The organism is Candidatus Omnitrophota bacterium (genome assembly GCA_041649175.1).
Taxonomy (GTDB): domain Bacteria; phylum Omnitrophota; class Gorgyraeia; order Zapsychrales; family JBAZNR01; genus JBAZNR01.
In genome coordinates this window covers 27410-47532 of the sequence record JBAZNR010000002.1, presented here as the reverse complement: position 1 = coordinate 47532, position 20123 = coordinate 27410, and the positions used below count along the sequence as shown (strand labels likewise).

Here is a 20123-nt window from a genome sequence, read left to right as displayed (position 1 = left end):
GAGGCTTAAATGGAAACCAATCTCAGTGCGGCAATGTTGATCGACCTTATTTTTATTTTCGTCATTGCTATTTTCTTAGGCGTTGAACTTATTGCGAAAGTTCCGTCTACTTTGCACACACCGCTTATGTCGGGGTCTAATGCTATTTCCGGAATTACCATTGTGGGTGCCCTTCTGGCTGTCGGTTTAACGCCTGGAAGCACTTTTTGTACGGTCATCGGAACTTTAGCTGTTGCCTTTGCTATGATCAACGTTGTCGGAGGATACACGGTTACAGATCGCATGCTCAAAATGTTTAAAACTAAATCTCCCGGAGGCAAGCCGTGAGCCGGGAAATCTTGATCAATAGCGCTTACATCATCGCTTCCGTTTTATTTATCATCGGATTAAAGCAGCTCAGCTCTCCAGTAACTGCCCGGCGAGCCAACCTTCTTTCCGCCATCGGCATGCTCATCGCTATTGTCGCAACGCTTTTAACCAAGGGAATTCTGGAATGGCAATGGATCGTTTTAGGCCTTGCTATCGGATCGATCATTGGAGTTTTCATTGCATTTAAAGTCGCCATGACCAAGATGCCACAAATGGTGGGGCTTTTAAACGGCTCTGGTGGGTTAGCCAGTTTTCTGGTTGGTTGGTCATCTTATCATTTTGCGCCCAATTCCTCGCTTTTAACAACCGTGAGTACTTACTTAGCCGTTCTCATCGGCGGCGTTACTTTTACCGGAAGCGTTATTGCCTGGGCAAAACTGGAAGAAAAATTTGTGACAGGAAAGCCGATCCTTTTTGCGGGGCAAAAAATTATCAACTCGCTTCTTTTAGGAGCGCTTGTGTTGGGCGGTATTATTTTTTGCATTGATCCTGCCGGCAACTATCCCATTTTCATCGCTATTATGGTCCTTTCGCTTATTTTAGGCGTTATGGTGGTTATTCCTATTGGTGGCGCAGATATGCCGGTTGTTATTTCCCTTTTAAATAGCTATTCAGGGATGGCCGGTGCGGCAACGGGTTTTGTTATCATCAACAATATGCTTATTGTGGCCGGATCATTGGTTGGTGCGAGTGGAATTATTCTGACAAAAATCATGTGCAAAGCCATGAATAGGTCATTAACAAACGTATTGTTCAGCGGTTTTGGTTCAGCGGTCGCAAAAAAAGGCACCAGCGTTAAAGGCGAAGTTAGGCCGATTTCGCCGGCCGATGCGTATCTTGTCCTGGAAGCCGCGCGTTCGGTTGTTTTTGTTCCCGGATATGGACTTGCAGTTGCTCAGGCACAACATGCGGTCCGTGAATTAGGCGAACTGCTCGAGAAAAACGGCGCAGAGGTTCGCTTTGCTATTCATCCTGTGGCAGGCCGCATGCCGGGACACATGAACATCCTTTTGGCTGAAGCCAATGTTCCCTACGAGCAACTCGTTGAAATGGACAGTATCAACCCTATCATGGAAACAGTTGATGTTTGTGTTGTTATTGGCGCCAACGATGTTGTTAATCCCGCCGCGCGCCATGACAAATCGAGCCCTATTTACGGCATGCCCATCATTAATGTGGATAAAGCTAAGACGGTTTTCGTTTTAAAGCGTTCTATGGCAACGGGTTTTGCGGGAATTGAAAATGAGTTATTCTATTTTGAAAATACACGGATGGTTTTCGGGGACGCGAAAGCAACCATTCAAACCTTAGTTGCGGAATTTAAAGGAAGCCATTAGGAAGAATTTAGGAAGTTAACCCGATTCGCATCTTGCGGCGAAATTATCGAAGAGAATTTCGCCGCGCTCATCGGGATTCGCCTTATGGATTTACGGTCGCGCCTGTTCAGCAAGGCGGACGGTCGTGGTTTTATAACGAAGGCGAAGAAAAGGGCCCCTGCGCCGAACGGCACAGGGGCCCTTTATTCTGAAAACCTCAACTTCTTTGAGGTTTCCGTGGCTGGGAAATCAATTGGACGGCGACTGTGTAAACAACGCCGGTTTTCTTTCTGTCGCAACGAACAACTTTTCCGAAACACTTAAAAACATCTAGGGCTCCCATCAAAACAACTTGCAGCTCAAGTGTATCTCCCATCAAATAAGCTACTTCTGAAGCAAACAAAAGCCCGCTCCAACTCATATCTTGGGTTGCGGACGTGCGCCACACATCAACCGCATGCTTTCCCTTGCGTTGATACAGGCGATGCTGAATACTCAAGATCCTCTTTGCGCGAATAAATTCTCGCCGTTCAGCTGTTTTTTGTTTTATCATCATTTTCTCTTTCGTTTTGTCATTGCACTGCTACCGAAAAGGGAAAGATAATATATATGGAAACAGCCGTTTGGTCAAGAAATTAAATTTCTGCCTAATTGTTGGGCATTTTGCAACAAATACGGGGTTTTCACCGAAGGGTTACAGCGAAGGCTTAATCATTCGTTCCGGACGAACGATTTTTTCAAACTGCTGTGCCGTTAAAAACTTGAGAGCAACAGCCGCTTCTTTGAGCGTTAAGTTTTCTCGAAGGGCTTTTTTAGCGACTTGAGCGGCCTTATCATATCCGATATGCGGATTAAGCGCCGTTACCAGCATCAGGGAATTTTGCAAATGGCGATCAATGTTCGCTTTATTGGCTTTAATGCCGACAACACAGTTGTCGGTAAAGCTAACACACGCATCCGATAAAAGTTGTATGGATTGCAGGACATTATAAATAATGACCGGTTTAAACACGTTAAGCTCAAAATTCCCGCTTGCTCCCGCGATCGTAACCGTTACGTCATTGCCAAAAACTTGGGCGCAAACCATAGTCATCGCCTCCGATTGCGTCGGATTAACCTTCCCCGGCATAATGGAGCTTCCCGGTTCATTTTCAGGAAGAGAAATTTCACCAATACCGCAGCGCGGCCCGGATCCCAGCCATCGGATATCATTGGCAATTTTCATCAAAGAAGCCGCGATCGTTTTCAATGCGCCGCTTGCCTCAACTAAAGTATCATGCGCCGCTAAAGATTCAAATTTATTTGGAGCGCTGACAAAAGACTTTTTTGTTATTTGAGAAATTTTTCGGGCAACTTTCTTGGCAAATTGCGGATGTGTGTTTATTCCCGTTCCAACGGCGGTTGCGCCAAGCGCTAATTCATATAGGCGCGGCAAACACGCATCAATTCTTTTTAGATCATTGGTTAATTGCTGGGTATAGCCTGAGAATTCCTGGCCCAAGGTGAGCGGAACGGCATCCATTAAATGCGTGCGCCCAATTTTTATGATTTTATCAAACTCAGTTGATTTCTTTTTTAAGGCATTACGTAATTGGGTAAGCGCCGGGATCAGCTTAAGATGAATTTCTTCAACGGTCGCAACATGCATTGCGGCCGGAAACACATCATTGGATGACTGGGACTTATTGACATCGTCATTGGGGTGAATGGGGGTTTTTGACCCCAATTTCCCTCCGGCAAACTTAATGGCGCGATTGGCAATGACTTCATTGGCATTCATATTGGTTTGCGTTCCGCTTCCCGTTTGCCAAACGACCAATGGGAAATGGTCATTTAATTTACCCGCAATGACCTCATCGGCCGCTTTTGCGATCAAGCGGGCTTTTGAAGCCGAAAGAAGTTTTAATTCCTGATTTGTCAGCGCTGATGCTTTTTTTAGGATCCCCAACGCCCGAATAAGAGACGGCGGAAAATGTTCCTGCCCTATTTTAAAATTTTTAAGCGAACGGGCGGTCTGCGCGCCATAATACCGATCAGCCGGAACTTTCACGGACCCCATGCTGTCAGTTTCAATACGATAATTCATAAAGGTTCTCCTTCAAGTTTTATGATCAAGGACGCTTTATCTTACACCCTCGCTTTTTCGTTATCAATTATTTTATAGAGTATCTTAAAAATAAAAAAGGCAGCCCCGACAAAATGTCGGGGCTGCCTTCAAACAAATTCTTTTTCTATGCTTTCGGCCCTAACAAATTTTTAATGATATCGATAGGGATCGGGAATATCGTTGTCGTGTTATTTTCTTTTCCGATTTCAACAAGCGTTTGCAAATAACGCAATTGAAGCGAATACGGAGATTTTTGCATCAATTCCGCGGCTTGACAAATTTTTTCAGCCGCCTGATATTCGCCCTCGGCGGCGATAATCTTAGCTCGGCGCTCCCGCTCCGCTTCCGCTTGACGCGCCATCGCCTTCCTTAGGTCTTCAGAGAGGTCGACGTGCTTAACTTCCACATTGGAAACCTTAATGCCCCACGGATCAGATTGATGATCAAGGATCGTTTGCAAACGCACATTGATCTTATCACGTTGCGACAGAAGATCATCCAATTCCATCTGTCCGATAACACTTCGAAGAGTGGTTTGCGCCATCTGCGATGTCGCATATTCATAATTTTGTACTTCAATGATTGCTTTCGTCGGATCCATAACTCGAAAATAGATAACCGCGTTAACCTTAACCGAGACATTGTCTTTCGTGATAATATCTTGCGCCGGAACATCCAAAGTGACAAGGCGCAAGCTAATAACAACCGGACGATCGATCGGCCAAAAAGCAAAAATAATTCCCGGCCCTTTGGGTTTTCCCAAAACTCGTCCCAAGCGGAAAATAACCGCGCGTTCATATTCATTTAAAATTCTTACGCTATTTAATAGCCAAAACACAACTAAAATGACACCAAAAAGCAAAAACCTGTTTTCCATTCCCTGCTCCTTTCTAAATCTTTTGAACTTTCAAGATCATTCCGTTAACTTCCAAGACACTCACCTTGTCGCTTCGCTTAAGAATATCTTTGCTGACAGCATCCCAAATTTCTCCATGCACAAAAATTTTTCCTTCTTTTTGATCAGAAAAATCACTAAAAACATACCCTTGTTCTCCAATTAATCCTTCTTGCCCGGTTACCGACTTACGCTGATGCGCCAAAATGACATTGCGCACCAAGAAAATCGTTATCGCCGCCGTTGCTGCAGATGCCGAAAGGATCAATGATGTTGAAACTTTCATCATCGGAAGCGCTGAATCAAATAAAAGCATTGACCCTAAAACCATGCAAATGATCCCTCCTAATGCTAAAAGACCAAAGCTAATTACCTTAACCTCCGCAATAAAAAGTACAATTGCCAAAGCGATCAGCGCGACACCGGCATAATTTGTCGGCAATGTTTGCATGCTAAAAAATGCCAAGATCAAAAGAACAGCCCCCGCTACTCCGGGAAAACCGATCCCGGGATGAGTAATTTCATATAGAAGGCCGTAAAAACCAAGAATCATAAAAATATAGGCAATATTAGGATTCGCTAAAACATTTAAAAATCTTTGGCGAAAATCCATATTTGCTCGTTTAACAGAAGCATTTTGCGTTTGGATGACAACATTTCTCTCGCCAATCTTGACCTGCCGCCCATGAAGCTGCGCAAGTAGATCTGCCTCATCGCGAGCGATCATCTCAACAACTTTCTTTGTCAAAGCCTCTTGTTCTCCGATGGAAAGGCTTTTCACGACCGCGTCTTGCGCCCACTCGGCATTCCGGCCTCTTTTTTCTGCCATGGTCCTAATAAAAGCAACCGTGTCGTTGAGGATTTTATCACTCAAAGGATCTTGAGACGATTCGCTCGCTTGGTCACCGCTTCCTTTTTTTGACTCTTCTGTCCTCGAGATATCCTCTAAGTTTTTCTTCCCGCGCAAAACACCTCCGCCCAATTCAACCGGATGCGCCGCTCCGATATTTGTCGATGGAGCCATAACCGCAACGTGGCTTGCGTAGGTGATAAAAACACCTGCCGAGCCGGCACGCGACCCTCCGGGATAGACATAGACGACAACCGGAATTTCCGAAGAAAGGATCTTTTTAACGATCATCCTGGTTGATGAAAGTAAGCCGCCCGGTGTATCCAATTCAATGATCAAACATTGCGCATTCGACAAAACAGCCCTGTCAATGGCGTCCATAATATAATCCGCCGTTACGGGATTGATCGTCGCATCATCAAGACGAATGATGTGAACTTCCTTGGGCAATATATCGACAGATTGGGCTGGTGAAGTTTTTGAATCTTGAGGATCAGGGAGACTGGAACAGCTCGCGGCTGAAGAAAATATCCAGCAGAAAACAAAGGGCAGAATGATTGATCGTTTCATAGAATGAACAAAGTTATTGCTTAAGAACCGCTAAGGCAAGCTTATTGTTTTCGGTGATCAGAATGACCGTGCTTGATCTCGCGCTCTTTTCAGCACTGGCATATAAAAGCGTAATATCAATTCCGGCGGTGGCAATTTTTTCGGCGACATCCGAAAGAGCTCCCGGTTTATTATCAAGGGTTGCAAGAATAACTTCTTCTTCGCGCACTTCAATTTGCTTGGCTAGCAAAAGATCTTTGGCTTTTTGCGCGTCTTCACAAACAAACATAAGCCACCCCTTAGGTCCGGTTATATACCCGCACGCGGCCAAAAGATTAATTCCGTTTTCGGCTAATAAACCTGACACCTCCGATAAAGCCCCGATCTTATTATCAACGGTTACCATCAACTGCGTTGCCATTTTAGCTTTGATCATAACCCCCTCCTTTTTAGACGGGATAAAGTCATCTTCTGCGCGCCGTAACGAAACATTTATTTTAACGCTTTTTGCTCACCCTTCGGTTTTAGATTAGCTCCGCGAATCACGCCTGTCAACATATTAACTCAAGGGAATGCCAATCATAAAAAGAAGAACGGAAGCAATAAGCAAGAAAATGTCCCAATTTTATTTTACGAATTCTTGATAAAATCCGTCAAAAGCCTAACACCGGCACCTGTGGCGCCATGGCCATAATAGAGCCGGCCTGCTTCCTGGACAAAAGCTGTTCCGGCAATATCCAAATGCGCCCATTTTGTATCATCCGTAAATTGACGCAAGAACTCTCCGGCTGAAAGAGCGCCCGCGGCACCCTTAGCGCCGGTATTTTTAATATCAGCGACTTGAGATTTGATATGATCTTTCAATTCAGGAAAGATCGGAAGCTGCCAAGCGCGGTCATCCGTCTTTTGCGCCGACACCAAAAGCTTCTTAGCGAAATCATCGTCGTTACTCATCAAGCCCGAATATTCATGGCCCAAAGCTACAACGCAAGCCCCGGTCAATGTCGCGATATCAACGATCTTTTCCGGTTTATAATTTTTAACAACATACGAAATAGCGTCCGCCAAAACCAAACGCCCCTCGGCATCGGTATTACCGATCTCAACGGTTTTGCCGCTATATCCCCTAAACACATCACCGGGCTTAAACGCGCGCGACCCGATGACGTTTTCGGCAACGGCAACGGCAAAAATAATATTTTTCTTTATGTCCAACGCAAGAATGTTTTTAAGCGTTCCCATGACAGCCGCCGCGCCGCTCATATCGGTACGCATCGTTTCAATGTAACCGGTCGGCTTTAAATTCAATCCTCCGGTATCAAACGTGATGCCCTTACCGATCAGCGCGGTATATTTTTCACCTCTTGGGGCACCCTGATATTTTACAATGATCAATTTGGGATCATTAGGGCTTCCCTGGTTAACGGCCAGATGAAGATTGAGGCCTTTATTGGCCATTTCATCGCGGCCTAAAACTTCTAGGGAGATCTTCTTATTTTTTCCGGTAAGATCACGGATAGCCGCCTCGATAAAGCTCGACGTAACAATATCCGCATTATCATTGATCAAATTTCTGGAAAAATTGACACCCTCACAGATCGTTATCGCATCGGAAAGATTCTTTTTTTCTTTTGCCGTGATCCAAATATCTTTTTGTTCAACTGTCTTATCCGACTTATCCTGGTTGAGATATTTCTTCCAAGAATAAGTTCCGATCAAAGCCGCCTCAATGACCGCCTGGACAACATCATCGCCCTGCTCATGGGTAATGATCTCAACGTCTTTGACTTTCTTTAAGAATGTTGAAAGCAAAGCCTTGCGGACCGTCGCGCGAAGCGCTGTTAAAGATGCTCCCTCATCGCCTACGCCTGCTAAAAGAATGATCTTTCCTTTATTATCGAGAGGAAAAATTTCGCCGTTTTCTCCTGAAAATTGTCCGCCGCGGTACAGAGAACTGACTCTGTTTTTAATTTGCGGATTGATCTTTCCTTTTAGCAATTGCACTTTTGAGATGAGGACAATAGCCGCTTGCTTATCAAGCTTAGATTGAGGCCTAAAGGTAATCACTTAAAACTCCTTTTTAGAAATTAAAGTTAAAGATTGATTATTTTCGTTCTTTGAGAGGAATGTAGTCGCGCTTAAGCGGCCCCGTATAGATCTGCCGCGGACGCCCGATCTTTGTCGCCGGACTCTCGATCATTTCTTTCCAGTGGGCGATCCAACCCGGCATACGCCCGATCGCGAACATGACCGGGAACATATTAAGCGGAATGCCGATAGCGCGGTAAATAATACCGCTATAGAAGTCAACGTTCGGATAAAGTTTTCGCTCGATGAAATATTCATCCTTAAGGGCAATTTCTTCAAGCTTAAGAGCAATATCCAAAAGCGGGTCACTGATCCCTAATTTCTTAAGAAGCTCATCGGCCCTTTTTTTAATGATCTTGGCTCGAGGATCAAAATGCTTATACACCCGATGGCCAAAACCCATTAGTCGAAATTTCTTTTCCGGAGTTTTCGCCAAATCGACATATTTCTTAATATTGCCGCCGTCCGCGTGGATCTTTTGAAGCATTTCGATAACTTCCTGATTCGCTCCTCCATGCAAAGGCCCCCACAGCGCGCAAATGCCCGCGGCAACCGAAGCAAAAAGGTTAGCGCGAGAACTGCCCACCATGCGCACCGTTGAGGTACTACAATTCTGCTCATGATCTGCATGAAGAATAAGAAGCGTACGCAAAGCCCTTACCATTTCTTCATTAATGGCATACTCACGCGTTGGCGACGAAAACATCATATGCAGAAAATTTGCTTCATACTTAAGATCTGCCCGAGGATAAACAAATGGTTCGCCAATTGATTTTTTATAAGAAAACGCGGCAATGGTCCTGACTTTTGAAAGTAGTTCAATGGCGATGACATCGATATCTTCTTTGCTCGGTGTAGTTTTGGTCAGCTCCGGATAATAACCCGAAAGCGAACAAACCATCGCCGATAAAATCGCCATCGGATGGCCCGATGAAGGATAACCGTTAAAAAAGTTTTTCATATCCTCGTGGATCATGGAATAACGCGTAAAGGAATTAGAAAAACGTTCCAATTCACTTTTTCCGGGAAGCTGGCCGTAAATAAGCAAATAGGCTGTTTCAACAAAAGTAGATTGTTCGGCGATCTGCTCGATGGGAATACCGCGGTAACGAAGAATTCCATTTTCACCATCGAGATAAGTGATCGCGCTTAAACATGATCCGGTATTTCCAAATCCATGATCGATCGTAATATGAGACGTTTCGCTTAACAACTTAGAAATATCAATAGCTTTATCGTTTTCACTTCCGACAACAACCGGAAGTTCATAGGTTTTTCCTTCGATAACTAGCTTTGCTGTTTTGTCCATGGCAACCTCAAATTAGAGTTTTTGATAAAGGACACTTCGACTACGCAAAATCAAAACTTGTTCGGTTTCTCAATTTTCTCGGTGATTTTTGCTAGCAGCTTATCTGTGTCGATAGGCTTTAAAACATAATCGGTGCAACCTTGATAAAACGCGTTAAGAAACGGTTTTTTATGAGCCGTGACCATGATGATCGGAACACCTTCTCCTAAGGCAATGCCTTTAGTTTTTTCAATTTCCCGGATCATGCGCAAAGCTTCAAGCCCATCCATTTCAGGCATTTCAATATCCAGCAAAATCAGATGATAGGGATCTTTTTGAAGAGCGGCATTATATTTTTCAATGGCTTCCTTGCCACTTGCGGCTTTATCACATTGGGCGATATCGCGCAAGATCTCAGCAAGCAATTCCCTGCTTTCAACATTATCTTCAACGACTAAAATCTTCCACATCTTTTAAGTCTCCTCTCGCTTCGCAAACTCAAATAACTGCGCTGCCGACGACTTTAATCCTTCAAAATATTGAGCAACATTGTTTTTATCTTCACCTGATTTGACCGCCTCATGCATTACGCGAGCCGTCGAATAGACCTTCTCTAAGCGCAAGTTGCCCGACGTTCCGCGAATTTCATGCAGTAAAGCCCGCATTTTCAAGACATCCCCATTATTAAAAGCCTCTTGCAGCCCGGCGATTTTTTCTTGAAGAGTTTTCGAAAAACTAATAACGATACGCTTCAAAACCTCAGGACGCACATGTAACTGCTGACTGACAGCGATCGCATCATATTCAAAATTTTCGGTTCCCATATTTTTCCTTTTGATTTATTTTCGTTTAGGAATAGGCCCCATGGTCATCTCAACGACCAGCCTTTTTTTATTTTCCAAGTAAAAAGTCAGCTCATATTTGTCATATTCTTTATAGCAAAAACCGACGCCATTGGAAGCACTATTTTTATAATTTGAGAACGGAGACATTTCAAGCTCAATAAACCCCAGCGTCGAAATCTCTGACTTAAAACGGCCGGCAACAATATTGCATAAAGTGCCGCAAGCATCTAGCATAGCGTTTTCATTTTCATCATCAACGGGCGGATATTTTAACAACCGTAATAACGTTGCGATGTACTCTTGTTGGACATAAACGATCAATGCACCCAGGATATTTTTCTTTTCCATGTCCTTTGCGGTCGCAAAATAATTTACGACCGAAACAAAGGTAGGATCATTGAACTTCTCCATACCGTCGGCCCGCATGCGACCGTTGTATTCGATGATATATTTCTTCTTTACTTCCGGCTCTTTAGAAAGCTTTAGCTCAGCCTTTTCCCTAAGGATGCTCGCAACCGACTTTGACAATGTTATCGCCAAGCTTTCTAAATCATTTTCATGCCCTGCCATTGTTTTTTTCCTTCGACTTTTAGTTGATAAAAAGTTATTTTAAAAAAGGCTGTATCACTTTAACGAGCGATTCCGGATCATACGGCTTAACGACGTATCCGCCTAAATGCGGATTAACATCGTGCGCCTTCTTTTTGTTTTCTTCGGTACCCGATGCGGTAACCATGATGATGGGGATTGCGGAAACAGCCGGGACTTTCACGACGCCTTCCATAAATTCCATTCCCGACATTTCCGGCATCTGCCAATCCAAGAGAATTAGACCGATCTCCTTGAATTTGGTCCCCAGGATCTGAATAGCTTCTTCGCCGCTTTTCGCGTGCAGAAATTCATTTTTTACACCTGAGCCCTTAAGGACTTCCGTCAACAGCTCCCGCTCAAGATCCGAATCATCAATAATAAGAATTTTCATAGCGCTTCCTATCCTGCCTTTATTGATTATACACTTTTTTTGAATGGCGTAAAATCTTCTCTTTCATTTGAGCCATATCAAAAGGTTTTTCCAGATAATCCGTCATCCCGGATTTTAAATACTGCTCGCGCTCCTCAGACATCTTTGTTGCCGTTAAAGCAATGATCGGAAGGTGTTGATTAACATTTTCTCGGATCAAGCGTGTCGCCTCAAATCCGCCCATAAACGGCATTTGAACATCCATGAAGCAAACGTCATATTTATTCGTTTTAATTTTTTCGATCGCCTCACGCCCGTTGACGGCAAAATCACCCGTACAGCCTAAATATTCAAAATAAGCCTGGATCAATTCCTGGTTAGAAACGCTGTCATCCACCACAAAAACACGTAAGCCCTTGCAGGAATCTTTAAGATCGTCTTCTTGGGTTGATTCTTCAAATCCGGCATCCCTTGAGAAAACCTCATCCGACGAAGCCGCTGTGCCTTCGAAACTCTTAACCTTCGCTTTCATAGTAAAAATAAAACTGCTTCCTTTTCCTTCGGTCGATTCAACCCAGATCTTTCCGCCCATTGCCTCCACATAGCTTTTACAAATTGATAAGCCTAAACCTGTTCCGCCGTATTTACGCGTTACCGTTCCGTCAGCTTGCGTAAACGACTGAAAGATAAGACTGCGCTTGTCGGCCGGAATTCCGGGCCCCGTATCTTTGACGGTAAATTCTAGAATTACCTCATGCGTGCTTAAAGTTATTTCTTTCTGAATGATCGAAAGAGAAACTTCACCTTGGTCGGTGAACTTGATCGCATTATCCAAAAGATTAATAAGGATCTGCTTCAGCCTGGTCGGGTCGCCAAAAATCTGCTGAGGAACATCCTTGTCAATGTGAAATGAGAGCTTCACCGGCTTTCCTTCAACTTTTGCCCGGACGATCTTTAAAACGTCTTCAACAAGATTGTTAAGGTCGAAATTGATATGCTCCAAGATGAGCTTTCCTTTCTCGATCTTAGAGAAATCGAGAATATTATTAACGATATGCAAAAGCAACTTACCACTGGAGATGATCGTTCGCAGCTGAGTTTTATGTTTATCACTGGCCAGGCTTTTTAACAGAAGCTCAGAAAATCCTAAAATAGCGCTGATAAGCGTTCGAATTTCATGAGCCATGCTCGCCAGAAAATCACCTTTGGTTTTGGCGGTATCTAAAGCCTGCTGGCTTAACTCGAGCGCCAGATCACGTTCGGCCGCAAGCTCCCGCTGACGAGAAAGCAATCGCCCGTACATTCCCTGCATTTGTTTTTCAAGTTGACTTAGATCGCCGAGAACCCCGCGCAATAGATCGGCATTGATCAAAATATCTCCCGAGGCAGAGCGCAACTGGCTTTCTAATTCCTGATATTTCCCTACCGCAGAATCCAAGTCCGCCGAAAAGTTTTTCGATGTTGGGATTTTTCCTGATGAGGCCTCCTGGTTCTTGACATTTTGCAAAGCGCTGACGGCAGGCCTCACATCAAAGTAAGGACTGCTTAAATGTCCCGCATTGCTGACTTGCTCATTCAGAAGGCTCAAAAGCTTATAAAGCGCGCTGATCGCATTAAGCAAGATCGCCGCTGTGTCATCATCAAAGACGATAAGCCCTTTGCGAACTTTTTCTAAAACATTACCCGCCTCTTCAGATAGCAGGTGAATATCCGTTAGTTGAAGAAAATCTGCCAAACCGGCAATGGCATAGAATATTTTAAAAAGATTATCCTGTGCTTCTCGATCACCCGCGGCACGCTCAAGCATCGCTAACGAATTTTGCGCCGAAACCAAATACCGCAATGACTCGTCAACAAACTCGGCGTACATTACCGAGTTTCTTACCAGGTCAAGCTTCGGCGGTTGTAGAGTAGATTTTTCTTTTGGCTCGCTCATATTATTCTTTGAACTCGTTTTTGATCACTAGCAATTCCGGCAAGATCTTTAAAAGGCCTTCGACCAATTGCGGATCAAAATGTTGCCCGCTTCCTTTTTTGATCTCGGCAACCGTATCGTCCACCGACCAAGCCTCTTTATAGGGCCGTTTTGATGTCAAAGCGTCAAAGACATCGCAGATCCCGCAAATCCTCCCAACCAAAGGAATGTCCTCATCTTTTAATCCGCGAGGATAACCTTTTCCGTCCCAGCGCTCGTGATGGGTCATGGCGATCACTTCTGCCATTTTCATCAAAGGTGATGTGCTTCCGGATAATAATTCCGCGCCGATAATGGTATGACTTTTCATCACTTCCCATTCTTCCGGCGTAAGTTTTCCAGGCTTAAGAAGAATATGGTCGGGAATACCGATCTTGCCAATATCATGCAACGGGCTTGCCGTCAACAAAAGCTCACACTGGGCCTCGCTTAATCCGGCCACAGCACCCAATTTCGAACAAAACCGGCTCATCCGAATAATGTGAATTCCGGTATCATTGTCCCGGTATTCTGCGGCGCGCGCAAGCCGATGGATTATATCAAGCCGCGTATCACGTAATTCTCTGGTTCGCTCTAAAACACGCGCCTCAAGGATCTTGTTTTGCTCTCTAACCTGACGGTCTAAGATCCGCATCTCGACCATATTACGGATACGTACCAAAACTTCTACATTTTCATAGGGCTTACTTAAAAAGTCCGTCGCGCCTGCTTCCAACGCGCGTAAACGGATCTCTTGCCCCTTTTCCATCGAAATGACCAAAATCGGCAGATATTGTTCTTTGCGATATTCTTTTAGATCATTCATGATCTGAAAACCGTCAACTCCCGGCATATTCAGATCAAGTAAGACAAGGTCAGGCTGAAAATCTGTTAAAACTCTGATCGCCTGACGCGGATCCGTAATGCTTAAAACTCTTTCGTAACCGGCTGTTTTAATGATCTTTTCCAGCAAAAGAGCATGGATCTGCTGGTCGTCGATGATCAGGATTTTTGCGTTAAGGATCTTGTCGTTTGTTGCCATAAATTGATATAGCTATTTTAAAGCGAAACTATCAATTTTGTATATAAAAAATAAATAAATTAAACACGCAGCAAATGGCAAGAAAGTTAAAATTTCCAACTTTTAAGTTGAGGCAAGAATCCATGATCTGTTGAATCGCATTGAATAGGCACAACCGATACAAAATTCTTGGAAAGAGCGTAAGTATCCACATCTAAATTCTTTTCAATTCCGCGCACTTCGCCAAACATCCAATAATGGGCGCGCCCACTCGGGTCGGTGTTTTTCTTGAATTGTCCATGGATAGGGACTTTTCCTTGCCGAGCAATACGAACACCTTTAATGGCGGACATTTTTTGATTGGGAACGTTAACGTTCAGAAATGTATTCTTGGGAAGTTTGTTTTTGATAACTATTTTGGCAAGCTTAGCGGTAAATCGCGCGGCCGCATCAAAGGTTGGATTCGTAAACGTCCCCAGAGAAACCGCAATGGAAGGAATGCCTGAGATCGCTCCTTCCCTTGCTCCGGCGACAGTCCCGGAATAAAAAACACTGCATCCGTCATTGGGGCCTAGATTAATTCCGGAGATCACCAGATCCGGTTTCCGCTTTAACAAAACACCAACCGCGAATTTTACACAATCCGCCGGAGTCCCCGAAAGACCATAGCCAAAGAATTTCTTCTGGCGGTTGATCTTTCGCGCGAATAACGGATGAGCTAATGTGATCGCGTGCCCTATGGAACTGCGTTCAGAATCCGGCGCGACAACCGTCACTTTGGCAATTTTTGCAAGCTGCGCGTGCAAAGCCAAAATTCCAGGAGCATAAATACCGTCATCGTTCGTTAATAGAATATGCATTGATCGCTTTTTTCCTCAATAAAAAAATGACACCATAAACGGTGTCATTTTTTATTCTAGCGTAAGGTTCATAAAAGTCAAACGACTGATTTTAATTTCTTCACCCAAAAAATCTTTACGCTTAAATATAATACTCCGGATCAAGAACAACCGCGCGAATAAGAAGATCAGTGATCTTTTTCACGGCTATTTTCGGATCTTCGTTCTCGGTCAGCAATAGATCAACGCCCTGATCTGAAAAATTATTTTCCCCAACATTAACAACCAAAGTTTTATTGGGATGATTGAGCGATTTAAGCATATTCAATTCATATTCGTCGATGTCGGTAATGCTGGTGATAAGAATAAGTCCGGTATCAGTTAAAATATGAGCGAGTTCTCCGAGTTGTTGAATATGTTCAAACCGGCTAAGTGTTTTATCTTTGACATCCGCGCTCGCCAAGGCAAGACGATTAGAAATTCCTAAAAAGTACGTGAATTTCCCAAGACGAAACAATTCCTCCTCTAGGGCTTTGGCAATACGCTGTTTACCGGTATCGATCTGTCCCGCTAAAACAATTAATGCCGATTTATGTTCGTATTTATGCGCGCGCTTCTCGGGAGTGATATGGCTACGCTCCCAATCAAATTCTCGTTTACGAATATGTTCATTTAAAGATGTTGCCTGGTCCGCAACCGCCGAAAGGATCACTCCTCCTCCGGAAATTTCGTAATTATCTACAATAACGAAACGGCCGGTTTCAGGAATATCCAAAGCCTTATCAAAAGCTACCGGCTTCATTGTTTCCAAAATGCACTCCGCAACTTCGTGGCGGTCCACGTGAGGCTTGGCGGCGAAAGACAACTCCGAAGCGTTCATCACGCTTACAATTTCGGACAAGACAACCGGAACATGTTGTGTGGCAATTTTTAATTTATACGTCTTTCCTTCAACGAACGGTTGTTTTCCCATCCAGAAAACATTCGCCTTTATCTTAAGGCTCACGTCGGGTAGCTTATCGCTCACCTTACACATAATTTCACCTGGGCGGATATACACCTGCGTTTCCAAGCAAAACCCGGCGCTTTGTCCGGCAAAAACTTTTTCTTTTTGCGAAGTATTAAAGCTTTCGATGCTTTTGATGCGGCTCTTTTTCAATGAAGGCAAGAAAATAACTTCGGCTCCGGATTCAATTGTTCCTGATTCGATCCGTCCGGCAAAAATACGGCGGTCATCGTCTTGAGCCGTAAACTTATAGACATCTTGAACCGGCATCCGAAATGGCTGTTCGTCTTTAGGTAAAGCTTTCTTAAAAGCATCCAGAGCCTCTAAGGCACACACCCCTTGATACCAAGGCATATTTTTAGACAGAGAAACAATATTATCCCCTTCGCGTGCCGCGATCGGAATAAAACTTACCGCTTCTAAATTAACTTCTTTAAGAAATTTAGAATAATCAGTTTTGATTTTCTCAAAAACTTTCTGGTCATAGCCGGCTAAATCCATTTTATTGACGCAAACGGTAAGATTTTTTATTCCTAAAAACGACATCATATAACCGTGACGCTTGGAATTTTCTTTGATCCCTTCATCCGCATCGATCACTAAAAGCGCCGCTTGCGCGCGCGCCGCTCCGGTGATCATATTTTTCAAGAATTCAATATGGCCGGGCGCGTCAATAATAATGTAGTCGCGTTTCTTAGATTTAAAGAAACTGCGCGCGGTGTCAATGGTGATCCCTTGAGATTGCTCATCTTTTAAAGCATCTAAAAGAAAGGCGTATTCAAAAGGTTTGGCGTTACGGGCGCAACGCGCTTTAACTTCTTCAAGTTTTCCTTGAGGAAGAGAGCCCGTATCCGCCAGCAAACGACCGACCAAAGTGCTTTTCCCGTGATCGACATGACCGACAATCACAATATTCATCTGTTCGCGTAAATTTTCTAAGTTAGGAGTTTTCATTTTACATATACCCATCACGCCGAAGTGTTTCCAGGCCGCCGCCATCATCTTTGTCTTGGGCGCGTCCCGCACGCTCGGCAATATTTTTAAATTTTCCACTTTTTAATTCTTCGATAATTTCAAGGATATTCTTCGCGGTTGACTCAACCGGAGAAGTGCAAGGATAACATCCTAAAGAACGATAGCGCTTGCCGGTTCCCTGATCAAAGTAAAGCGGAACGACCGGAATATTTTCCCGGGCGATATATTCCCAGATATCCAGTTCAGTCCAATCCAAAAGCGGATGAATGCGCAAATGCGTTCCCGGCGCAAAATCTGTTTTGAATTGGTTCCATAATTCGGGGGGTTGATCGCCAACATCCCAATCATTATTGCGGTCGCGCGGAGAGAAATATCTTTCCTTGGAACGGCTTCCCTCTTCATCCGCGCGAACACCGACGATCACGCCTGTATACGGTTCGGTGTTGGAATCTAATTCGTATTTTCCGATCTGGTGATTAATGCGATAACGCGGCCATGTTCCCGCCAACGTATTTCGAAGCGCATCGGTCTTAAGCGCCTTGCAGCAGCTAATACGGTCAATAGCGCCGTCAGGATAAGTCTTTCTGGCTTCCAACGCAGCTTTATTCTGCCCGTAAACCATATTCAGCTTCCACTTAAGAGCTAATTCATCCCGATACTTGATCATCTCGGGAATCTTAAAACTAGTATCAATATGGACAAGCGGAAACGGAACGTGGCCAAAAAACGCCTTACGCGCCAACCAAAGCAAAACCGTGCTGTCTTTGCCGATAGACCATAACATGGCAAGGCTTTTAAACTCGCGATAAGCTTCGCGCAAAATATAAACGCTTTGCGATTCAAGGCTGTCTAATTTATTCATGGATTTATTATTCATAATTTATTTCTTTGGCCTGCGGGGATTATTATGCAAGCCGCACTCTTTTTGTTCGGGCTGTTCCCACCACCAACGCCCGGCACGAACATCTTCTCCGGGATTGATCGCCCGCGTACACGGAGCGCAACCAATGCTCACAAAACCTTTTGAATGAAGCGGATTGATATCTACTCCGTTTTCCTGGATATATTTTCGAACATCATCCAAAGACCAATTCGCGAGCGGATTGATTTTTATTTTTTTATTTGCTTCGTCCCACTCGACAACTTCTGTTTGCGTGCGCGTCAAAGCCTGCGCGCGCCTGATCCCGGTGATCCACGCATCTTTATTTCTTAACGCGCGGCTTAACGGTTCCACTTTGCGAACATGGCAGCAAAGTTTGCGGTTTTCTACACTTTCGTAAAAAAGATTGATCCCTTTTTCTTTAACCATCACTTCAACCGTCTTGGTTTCGGGATAATAGATCTTAAAATCCAGCGAATATCGTTTTTGGGTTTTGGCGATTAATTCATAGGTTTCCGGAAAAAGGCGCCCGGTATCTAACGTAAAAACTTCTATCTTTGGAGCGATTTTCGCGATCATATCGGTTAGCACCTGATCTTCTTCGCCCAAACTAGAAGCAAAAGTTAGGCGCGTCCCAAATTCATCAAAAACAATTTGAAGAATTTTTTGCGCATCTAGCCCTTCGATTTTCGCCTTAAGCTGCTCTATCGTTATTTTAAGATCTTTCATTTTTATTCTTAGATCTCATAAGTCAATGTTTGTCCGGCGATCCGGTGCCGGTTGCAGAGTACCTCAAAATTGATCATATCAATGGACGAAAAAATACTTTCTTCAACTTCTTTCCATACGCTATCGATCACATGGGTTGATTTCCGGATTTTTAATGTTTCATTTTCCGAATAACCTAACCCGCCGAAATTCTTGACAATAGCCCCCAGCTTAATTTCTTTCGGCGGCTTCGTTAATATATAACCGCCGCTTTTCCCGCGAGTACTTTCTACATAGCCAAGTTCTTTAAGAGCGATCAAGATATGCACCAAATATTTCATCGGAATTTTCTGGCGCTTCGCAATTGCGCTGATCTGTAACGGTGTCGCGTCAGGCCAGTGAACTGCGAGCTCCAAAAGCGCTCGGCACGCATAATCAATTTTTGCGGAAACTTTCATCATGGCTCCTTAATATTAAATTGCAAAATCTTACGCAAAATAATAAATAAGTTTAACTTTTATTGCTGGAAAAGCCAAGTACTTAAATACCGTTCTCCGGTATCGGGAAGAACAACAACGATCAATTTTCCTTTATTTTCCGGACGTTTCGCAACTTCTAAAGCCGCGCAAACAGCCGCTCCGCAGGAGATCCCGGAAAGAATTCCTTCTTCCTTGCAAAGTAAACGAGCAAATTTTCCGGCATCTTCATTGGTAACTTTTACAACTTCGTCAATAATACCGACATTAAGGATATCCGGAACAAAACCCGCTCCTAAACCTTGGATCTTATGCGGGCCAGGTTTTCCGCCGGAAAGAACCGGAGAATCTGCCGGCTCAACCGCAATGGCTTTAAAATCTTTTTTGCGCTTCTTGATCACTTCCGCAACACCAGTGATCGTTCCGCCGGTTCCAACACCAGCCACCAAGATATCAACTTTTCCGTCGGTATCATTCCAAATCTCTTCGGCCGTTGTTTTGCGATGGATTTCCGGATTAGCCAAATTTTTAAATTGTTGAAGAATGATCGCATTCGGTGTTGTTTTAACAATTTCTTCCGCCTTTGCAATAGCGCCTTTCATTCCTTCCGGTCCGGGTGTTAAGACAAGCTGAGCCCCAAAAATCGTTAAAAGCTGGCGGCGTTCCACGCTCATGGTTTCCGGCATGGTTAAGATCAGTTTATATCCTTTTGCCGCCGCGACAAAAGCTAAGGCAATGCCGGTATTCCCGCTGGTCGGCTCAACAAGAACCGTATCTTCCTTGATAGCGCCTGCCCGCTCAGCCGCTTCGATCATTGCGACACCGATCCTATCTTTCACGCTTGAAACCGGATTAAACGACTCCAGCTTCGCGACAACGGTCGCGTCAATACCTTTGGTAAGCCGGTTCAACCTCACTAAAGGTGTGTTGCCGATCGTTTTGGTAATATCACTAAAGATCCTCGCCATTTGACCATCTCCTTTCACTGTTAACGCT

The 20123-nt window shown here is 44.2% G+C and carries 21 protein-coding genes; 2 read left to right on the top strand and 19 right to left on the bottom strand.

What is annotated here, in order from left to right; genetic code table 11:
- The first annotated feature begins 9 nt into the window (after positions 1–9).
- Entirely contained in the window at positions 10–327 is a 318-nt protein-coding gene (locus WC676_05210; GenBank protein ID MFA5060006.1) for an NAD(P) transhydrogenase subunit alpha, read from the top strand.
- Entirely contained in the window at positions 324–1706 is a 1383-nt protein-coding gene (locus tag WC676_05205; GenBank protein ID MFA5060005.1) for an NAD(P)(+) transhydrogenase (Re/Si-specific) subunit beta, read from the top strand. Before WC676_05210 ends, WC676_05205 begins: the two co-directional genes overlap by 4 nt.
- Before the next feature lie 196 nt (positions 1707–1902).
- Here the strand turns inward: WC676_05205 and WC676_05200 are convergent, their stop codons facing one another.
- The 19 genes from WC676_05200 to cysK form a co-directional block, all read right to left on the bottom strand.
- Positions 1903–2241, bottom strand: coding sequence for a PilZ domain-containing protein (locus WC676_05200; protein MFA5060004.1), 339 nt, complete (start codon positions 2239–2241; stop codon positions 1903–1905).
- Positions 2242–2379: 138 nt separating this feature from the next.
- The gene (gene fumC / locus WC676_05195) at positions 2380–3771 is read right to left on the bottom strand and encodes a class II fumarate hydratase (protein MFA5060003.1); all 1392 of its coding nucleotides are present in this window, start codon (positions 3769–3771) and stop codon (positions 2380–2382) included.
- Positions 3772–3916: 145 nt separating this feature from the next.
- On the bottom strand, positions 3917–4669 hold the full coding sequence (locus WC676_05190; GenBank protein MFA5060002.1) for a slipin family protein: 753 nt from the start codon (positions 4667–4669) through the stop codon (positions 3917–3919).
- A gap of 13 nt (positions 4670–4682) precedes the next feature.
- Complete coding sequence (locus WC676_05185; GenBank protein MFA5060001.1) at positions 4683–6107, bottom strand: nodulation protein NfeD; 1425 nt, start codon at positions 6105–6107, stop codon at positions 4683–4685.
- A 13-nt stretch (positions 6108–6120) separates the two neighbouring features.
- Positions 6121–6522 carry an ACT domain-containing protein gene (locus WC676_05180; GenBank protein MFA5060000.1) on the bottom strand — a complete coding sequence of 134 codons (402 nt, stop codon included), beginning with the start codon at positions 6520–6522 and terminating at the stop codon, positions 6121–6123.
- Between the two features lie 194 nt (positions 6523–6716).
- Entirely contained in the window at positions 6717–8153 is a 1437-nt protein-coding gene (locus WC676_05175) for a leucyl aminopeptidase (protein ID MFA5059999.1), read from the bottom strand.
- A gap of 37 nt (positions 8154–8190) precedes the next feature.
- Entirely contained in the window at positions 8191–9483 is a 1293-nt protein-coding gene (locus WC676_05170) for a citrate synthase (protein MFA5059998.1), read from the bottom strand.
- A gap of 50 nt (positions 9484–9533) precedes the next feature.
- The gene (locus WC676_05165) at positions 9534–9932 is read right to left on the bottom strand and encodes a response regulator (GenBank protein MFA5059997.1); all 399 of its coding nucleotides are present in this window, start codon (positions 9930–9932) and stop codon (positions 9534–9536) included.
- Between the two features lie 3 nt (positions 9933–9935).
- Positions 9936–10286, bottom strand: a complete 351-nt coding sequence (locus tag WC676_05160) for an Hpt domain-containing protein (protein ID MFA5059996.1) — start codon at positions 10284–10286, stop codon at positions 9936–9938.
- 15 nt (positions 10287–10301) lie between these two features.
- Positions 10302–10877, bottom strand: coding sequence for a hypothetical protein (locus WC676_05155; protein MFA5059995.1), 576 nt, complete (start codon positions 10875–10877; stop codon positions 10302–10304).
- Positions 10878–10911: 34 nt separating this feature from the next.
- Entirely contained in the window at positions 10912–11289 is a 378-nt protein-coding gene (locus WC676_05150; GenBank protein MFA5059994.1) for a response regulator, read from the bottom strand.
- Between the two features lie 19 nt (positions 11290–11308).
- Positions 11309–13204 carry an ATP-binding protein gene (locus tag WC676_05145; protein MFA5059993.1) on the bottom strand — a complete coding sequence of 632 codons (1896 nt, stop codon included), beginning with the start codon at positions 13202–13204 and terminating at the stop codon, positions 11309–11311.
- Between the two features lies 1 nt (position 13205).
- On the bottom strand, positions 13206–14264 hold the full coding sequence (locus WC676_05140) for an HD domain-containing phosphohydrolase (protein MFA5059992.1): 1059 nt from the start codon (positions 14262–14264) through the stop codon (positions 13206–13208).
- A gap of 86 nt (positions 14265–14350) precedes the next feature.
- Entirely contained in the window at positions 14351–15103 is a 753-nt protein-coding gene (gene surE, locus WC676_05135) for a 5'/3'-nucleotidase SurE (protein MFA5059991.1), read from the bottom strand.
- A gap of 121 nt (positions 15104–15224) precedes the next feature.
- On the bottom strand, positions 15225–17042 hold the full coding sequence (locus tag WC676_05130; protein MFA5059990.1) for a GTP-binding protein: 1818 nt from the start codon (positions 17040–17042) through the stop codon (positions 15225–15227).
- Between the two features lies 1 nt (position 17043).
- Positions 17044–17925, bottom strand: coding sequence for a sulfate adenylyltransferase subunit CysD (gene cysD / locus WC676_05125; protein MFA5059989.1), 882 nt, complete (start codon positions 17923–17925; stop codon positions 17044–17046).
- An 18-nt stretch (positions 17926–17943) separates the two neighbouring features.
- A complete protein-coding gene (locus WC676_05120) occupies positions 17944–18672 on the bottom strand; it encodes a phosphoadenylyl-sulfate reductase (protein MFA5059988.1) in 729 nt (242 codons plus the stop codon).
- 8 nt (positions 18673–18680) lie between these two features.
- The gene (locus tag WC676_05115; GenBank protein ID MFA5059987.1) at positions 18681–19112 is read right to left on the bottom strand and encodes an Rrf2 family transcriptional regulator; all 432 of its coding nucleotides are present in this window, start codon (positions 19110–19112) and stop codon (positions 18681–18683) included.
- 56 nt (positions 19113–19168) lie between these two features.
- Complete coding sequence (cysK, locus tag WC676_05110) at positions 19169–20095, bottom strand: cysteine synthase A (protein MFA5059986.1); 927 nt, start codon at positions 20093–20095, stop codon at positions 19169–19171.
- Positions 20096–20123: the final 28 nt, after the last annotated feature.

Excerpts from the sequence above, each read along its gene's own strand:
- WC676_05210 (MFA5060006.1), top strand. The coding sequence starts at position 10 with ATGGAAACCAATCTCAGTGCGGCAATGTTGATCGACCTTATTTTTATT.
- WC676_05200 (MFA5060004.1), bottom strand. The coding sequence starts at position 2,241 with ATGATGATAAAACAAAAAACAGCTGAACGGCGAGAATTTATTCGCGCA.
- fumC (MFA5060003.1), bottom strand. The coding sequence starts at position 3,771 with ATGAATTATCGTATTGAAACTGACAGCATGGGGTCCGTGAAAGTTCCG.
- WC676_05190 (MFA5060002.1), bottom strand. The coding sequence starts at position 4,669 with ATGGAAAACAGGTTTTTGCTTTTTGGTGTCATTTTAGTTGTGTTTTGG.
- WC676_05185 (MFA5060001.1), bottom strand. The coding sequence starts at position 6,107 with ATGAAACGATCAATCATTCTGCCCTTTGTTTTCTGCTGGATATTTTCT.
- WC676_05180 (MFA5060000.1), bottom strand. The coding sequence starts at position 6,522 with ATGATCAAAGCTAAAATGGCAACGCAGTTGATGGTAACCGTTGATAAT.
- WC676_05170 (MFA5059998.1), bottom strand. The coding sequence starts at position 9,483 with ATGGACAAAACAGCAAAGCTAGTTATCGAAGGAAAAACCTATGAACTT.
- WC676_05165 (MFA5059997.1), bottom strand. The coding sequence starts at position 9,932 with ATGTGGAAGATTTTAGTCGTTGAAGATAATGTTGAAAGCAGGGAATTG.
- WC676_05160 (MFA5059996.1), bottom strand. The coding sequence starts at position 10,286 with ATGGGAACCGAAAATTTTGAATATGATGCGATCGCTGTCAGTCAGCAG.
- WC676_05155 (MFA5059995.1), bottom strand. The coding sequence starts at position 10,877 with ATGGCAGGGCATGAAAATGATTTAGAAAGCTTGGCGATAACATTGTCA.
- WC676_05150 (MFA5059994.1), bottom strand. The coding sequence starts at position 11,289 with ATGAAAATTCTTATTATTGATGATTCGGATCTTGAGCGGGAGCTGTTG.
- WC676_05145 (MFA5059993.1), bottom strand. The coding sequence starts at position 13,204 with ATGAGCGAGCCAAAAGAAAAATCTACTCTACAACCGCCGAAGCTTGAC.
- WC676_05140 (MFA5059992.1), bottom strand. The coding sequence starts at position 14,264 with ATGGCAACAAACGACAAGATCCTTAACGCAAAAATCCTGATCATCGAC.
- surE (MFA5059991.1), bottom strand. The coding sequence starts at position 15,103 with ATGCATATTCTATTAACGAACGATGACGGTATTTATGCTCCTGGAATT.
- WC676_05130 (MFA5059990.1), bottom strand. The coding sequence starts at position 17,042 with ATGAAAACTCCTAACTTAGAAAATTTACGCGAACAGATGAATATTGTG.
- cysD (MFA5059989.1), bottom strand. The coding sequence starts at position 17,925 with ATGAATAAATTAGACAGCCTTGAATCGCAAAGCGTTTATATTTTGCGC.
- WC676_05120 (MFA5059988.1), bottom strand. The coding sequence starts at position 18,672 with ATGAAAGATCTTAAAATAACGATAGAGCAGCTTAAGGCGAAAATCGAA.
- WC676_05115 (MFA5059987.1), bottom strand. The coding sequence starts at position 19,112 with ATGATGAAAGTTTCCGCAAAAATTGATTATGCGTGCCGAGCGCTTTTG.
- cysK (MFA5059986.1), bottom strand. The coding sequence starts at position 20,095 with ATGGCGAGGATCTTTAGTGATATTACCAAAACGATCGGCAACACACCT.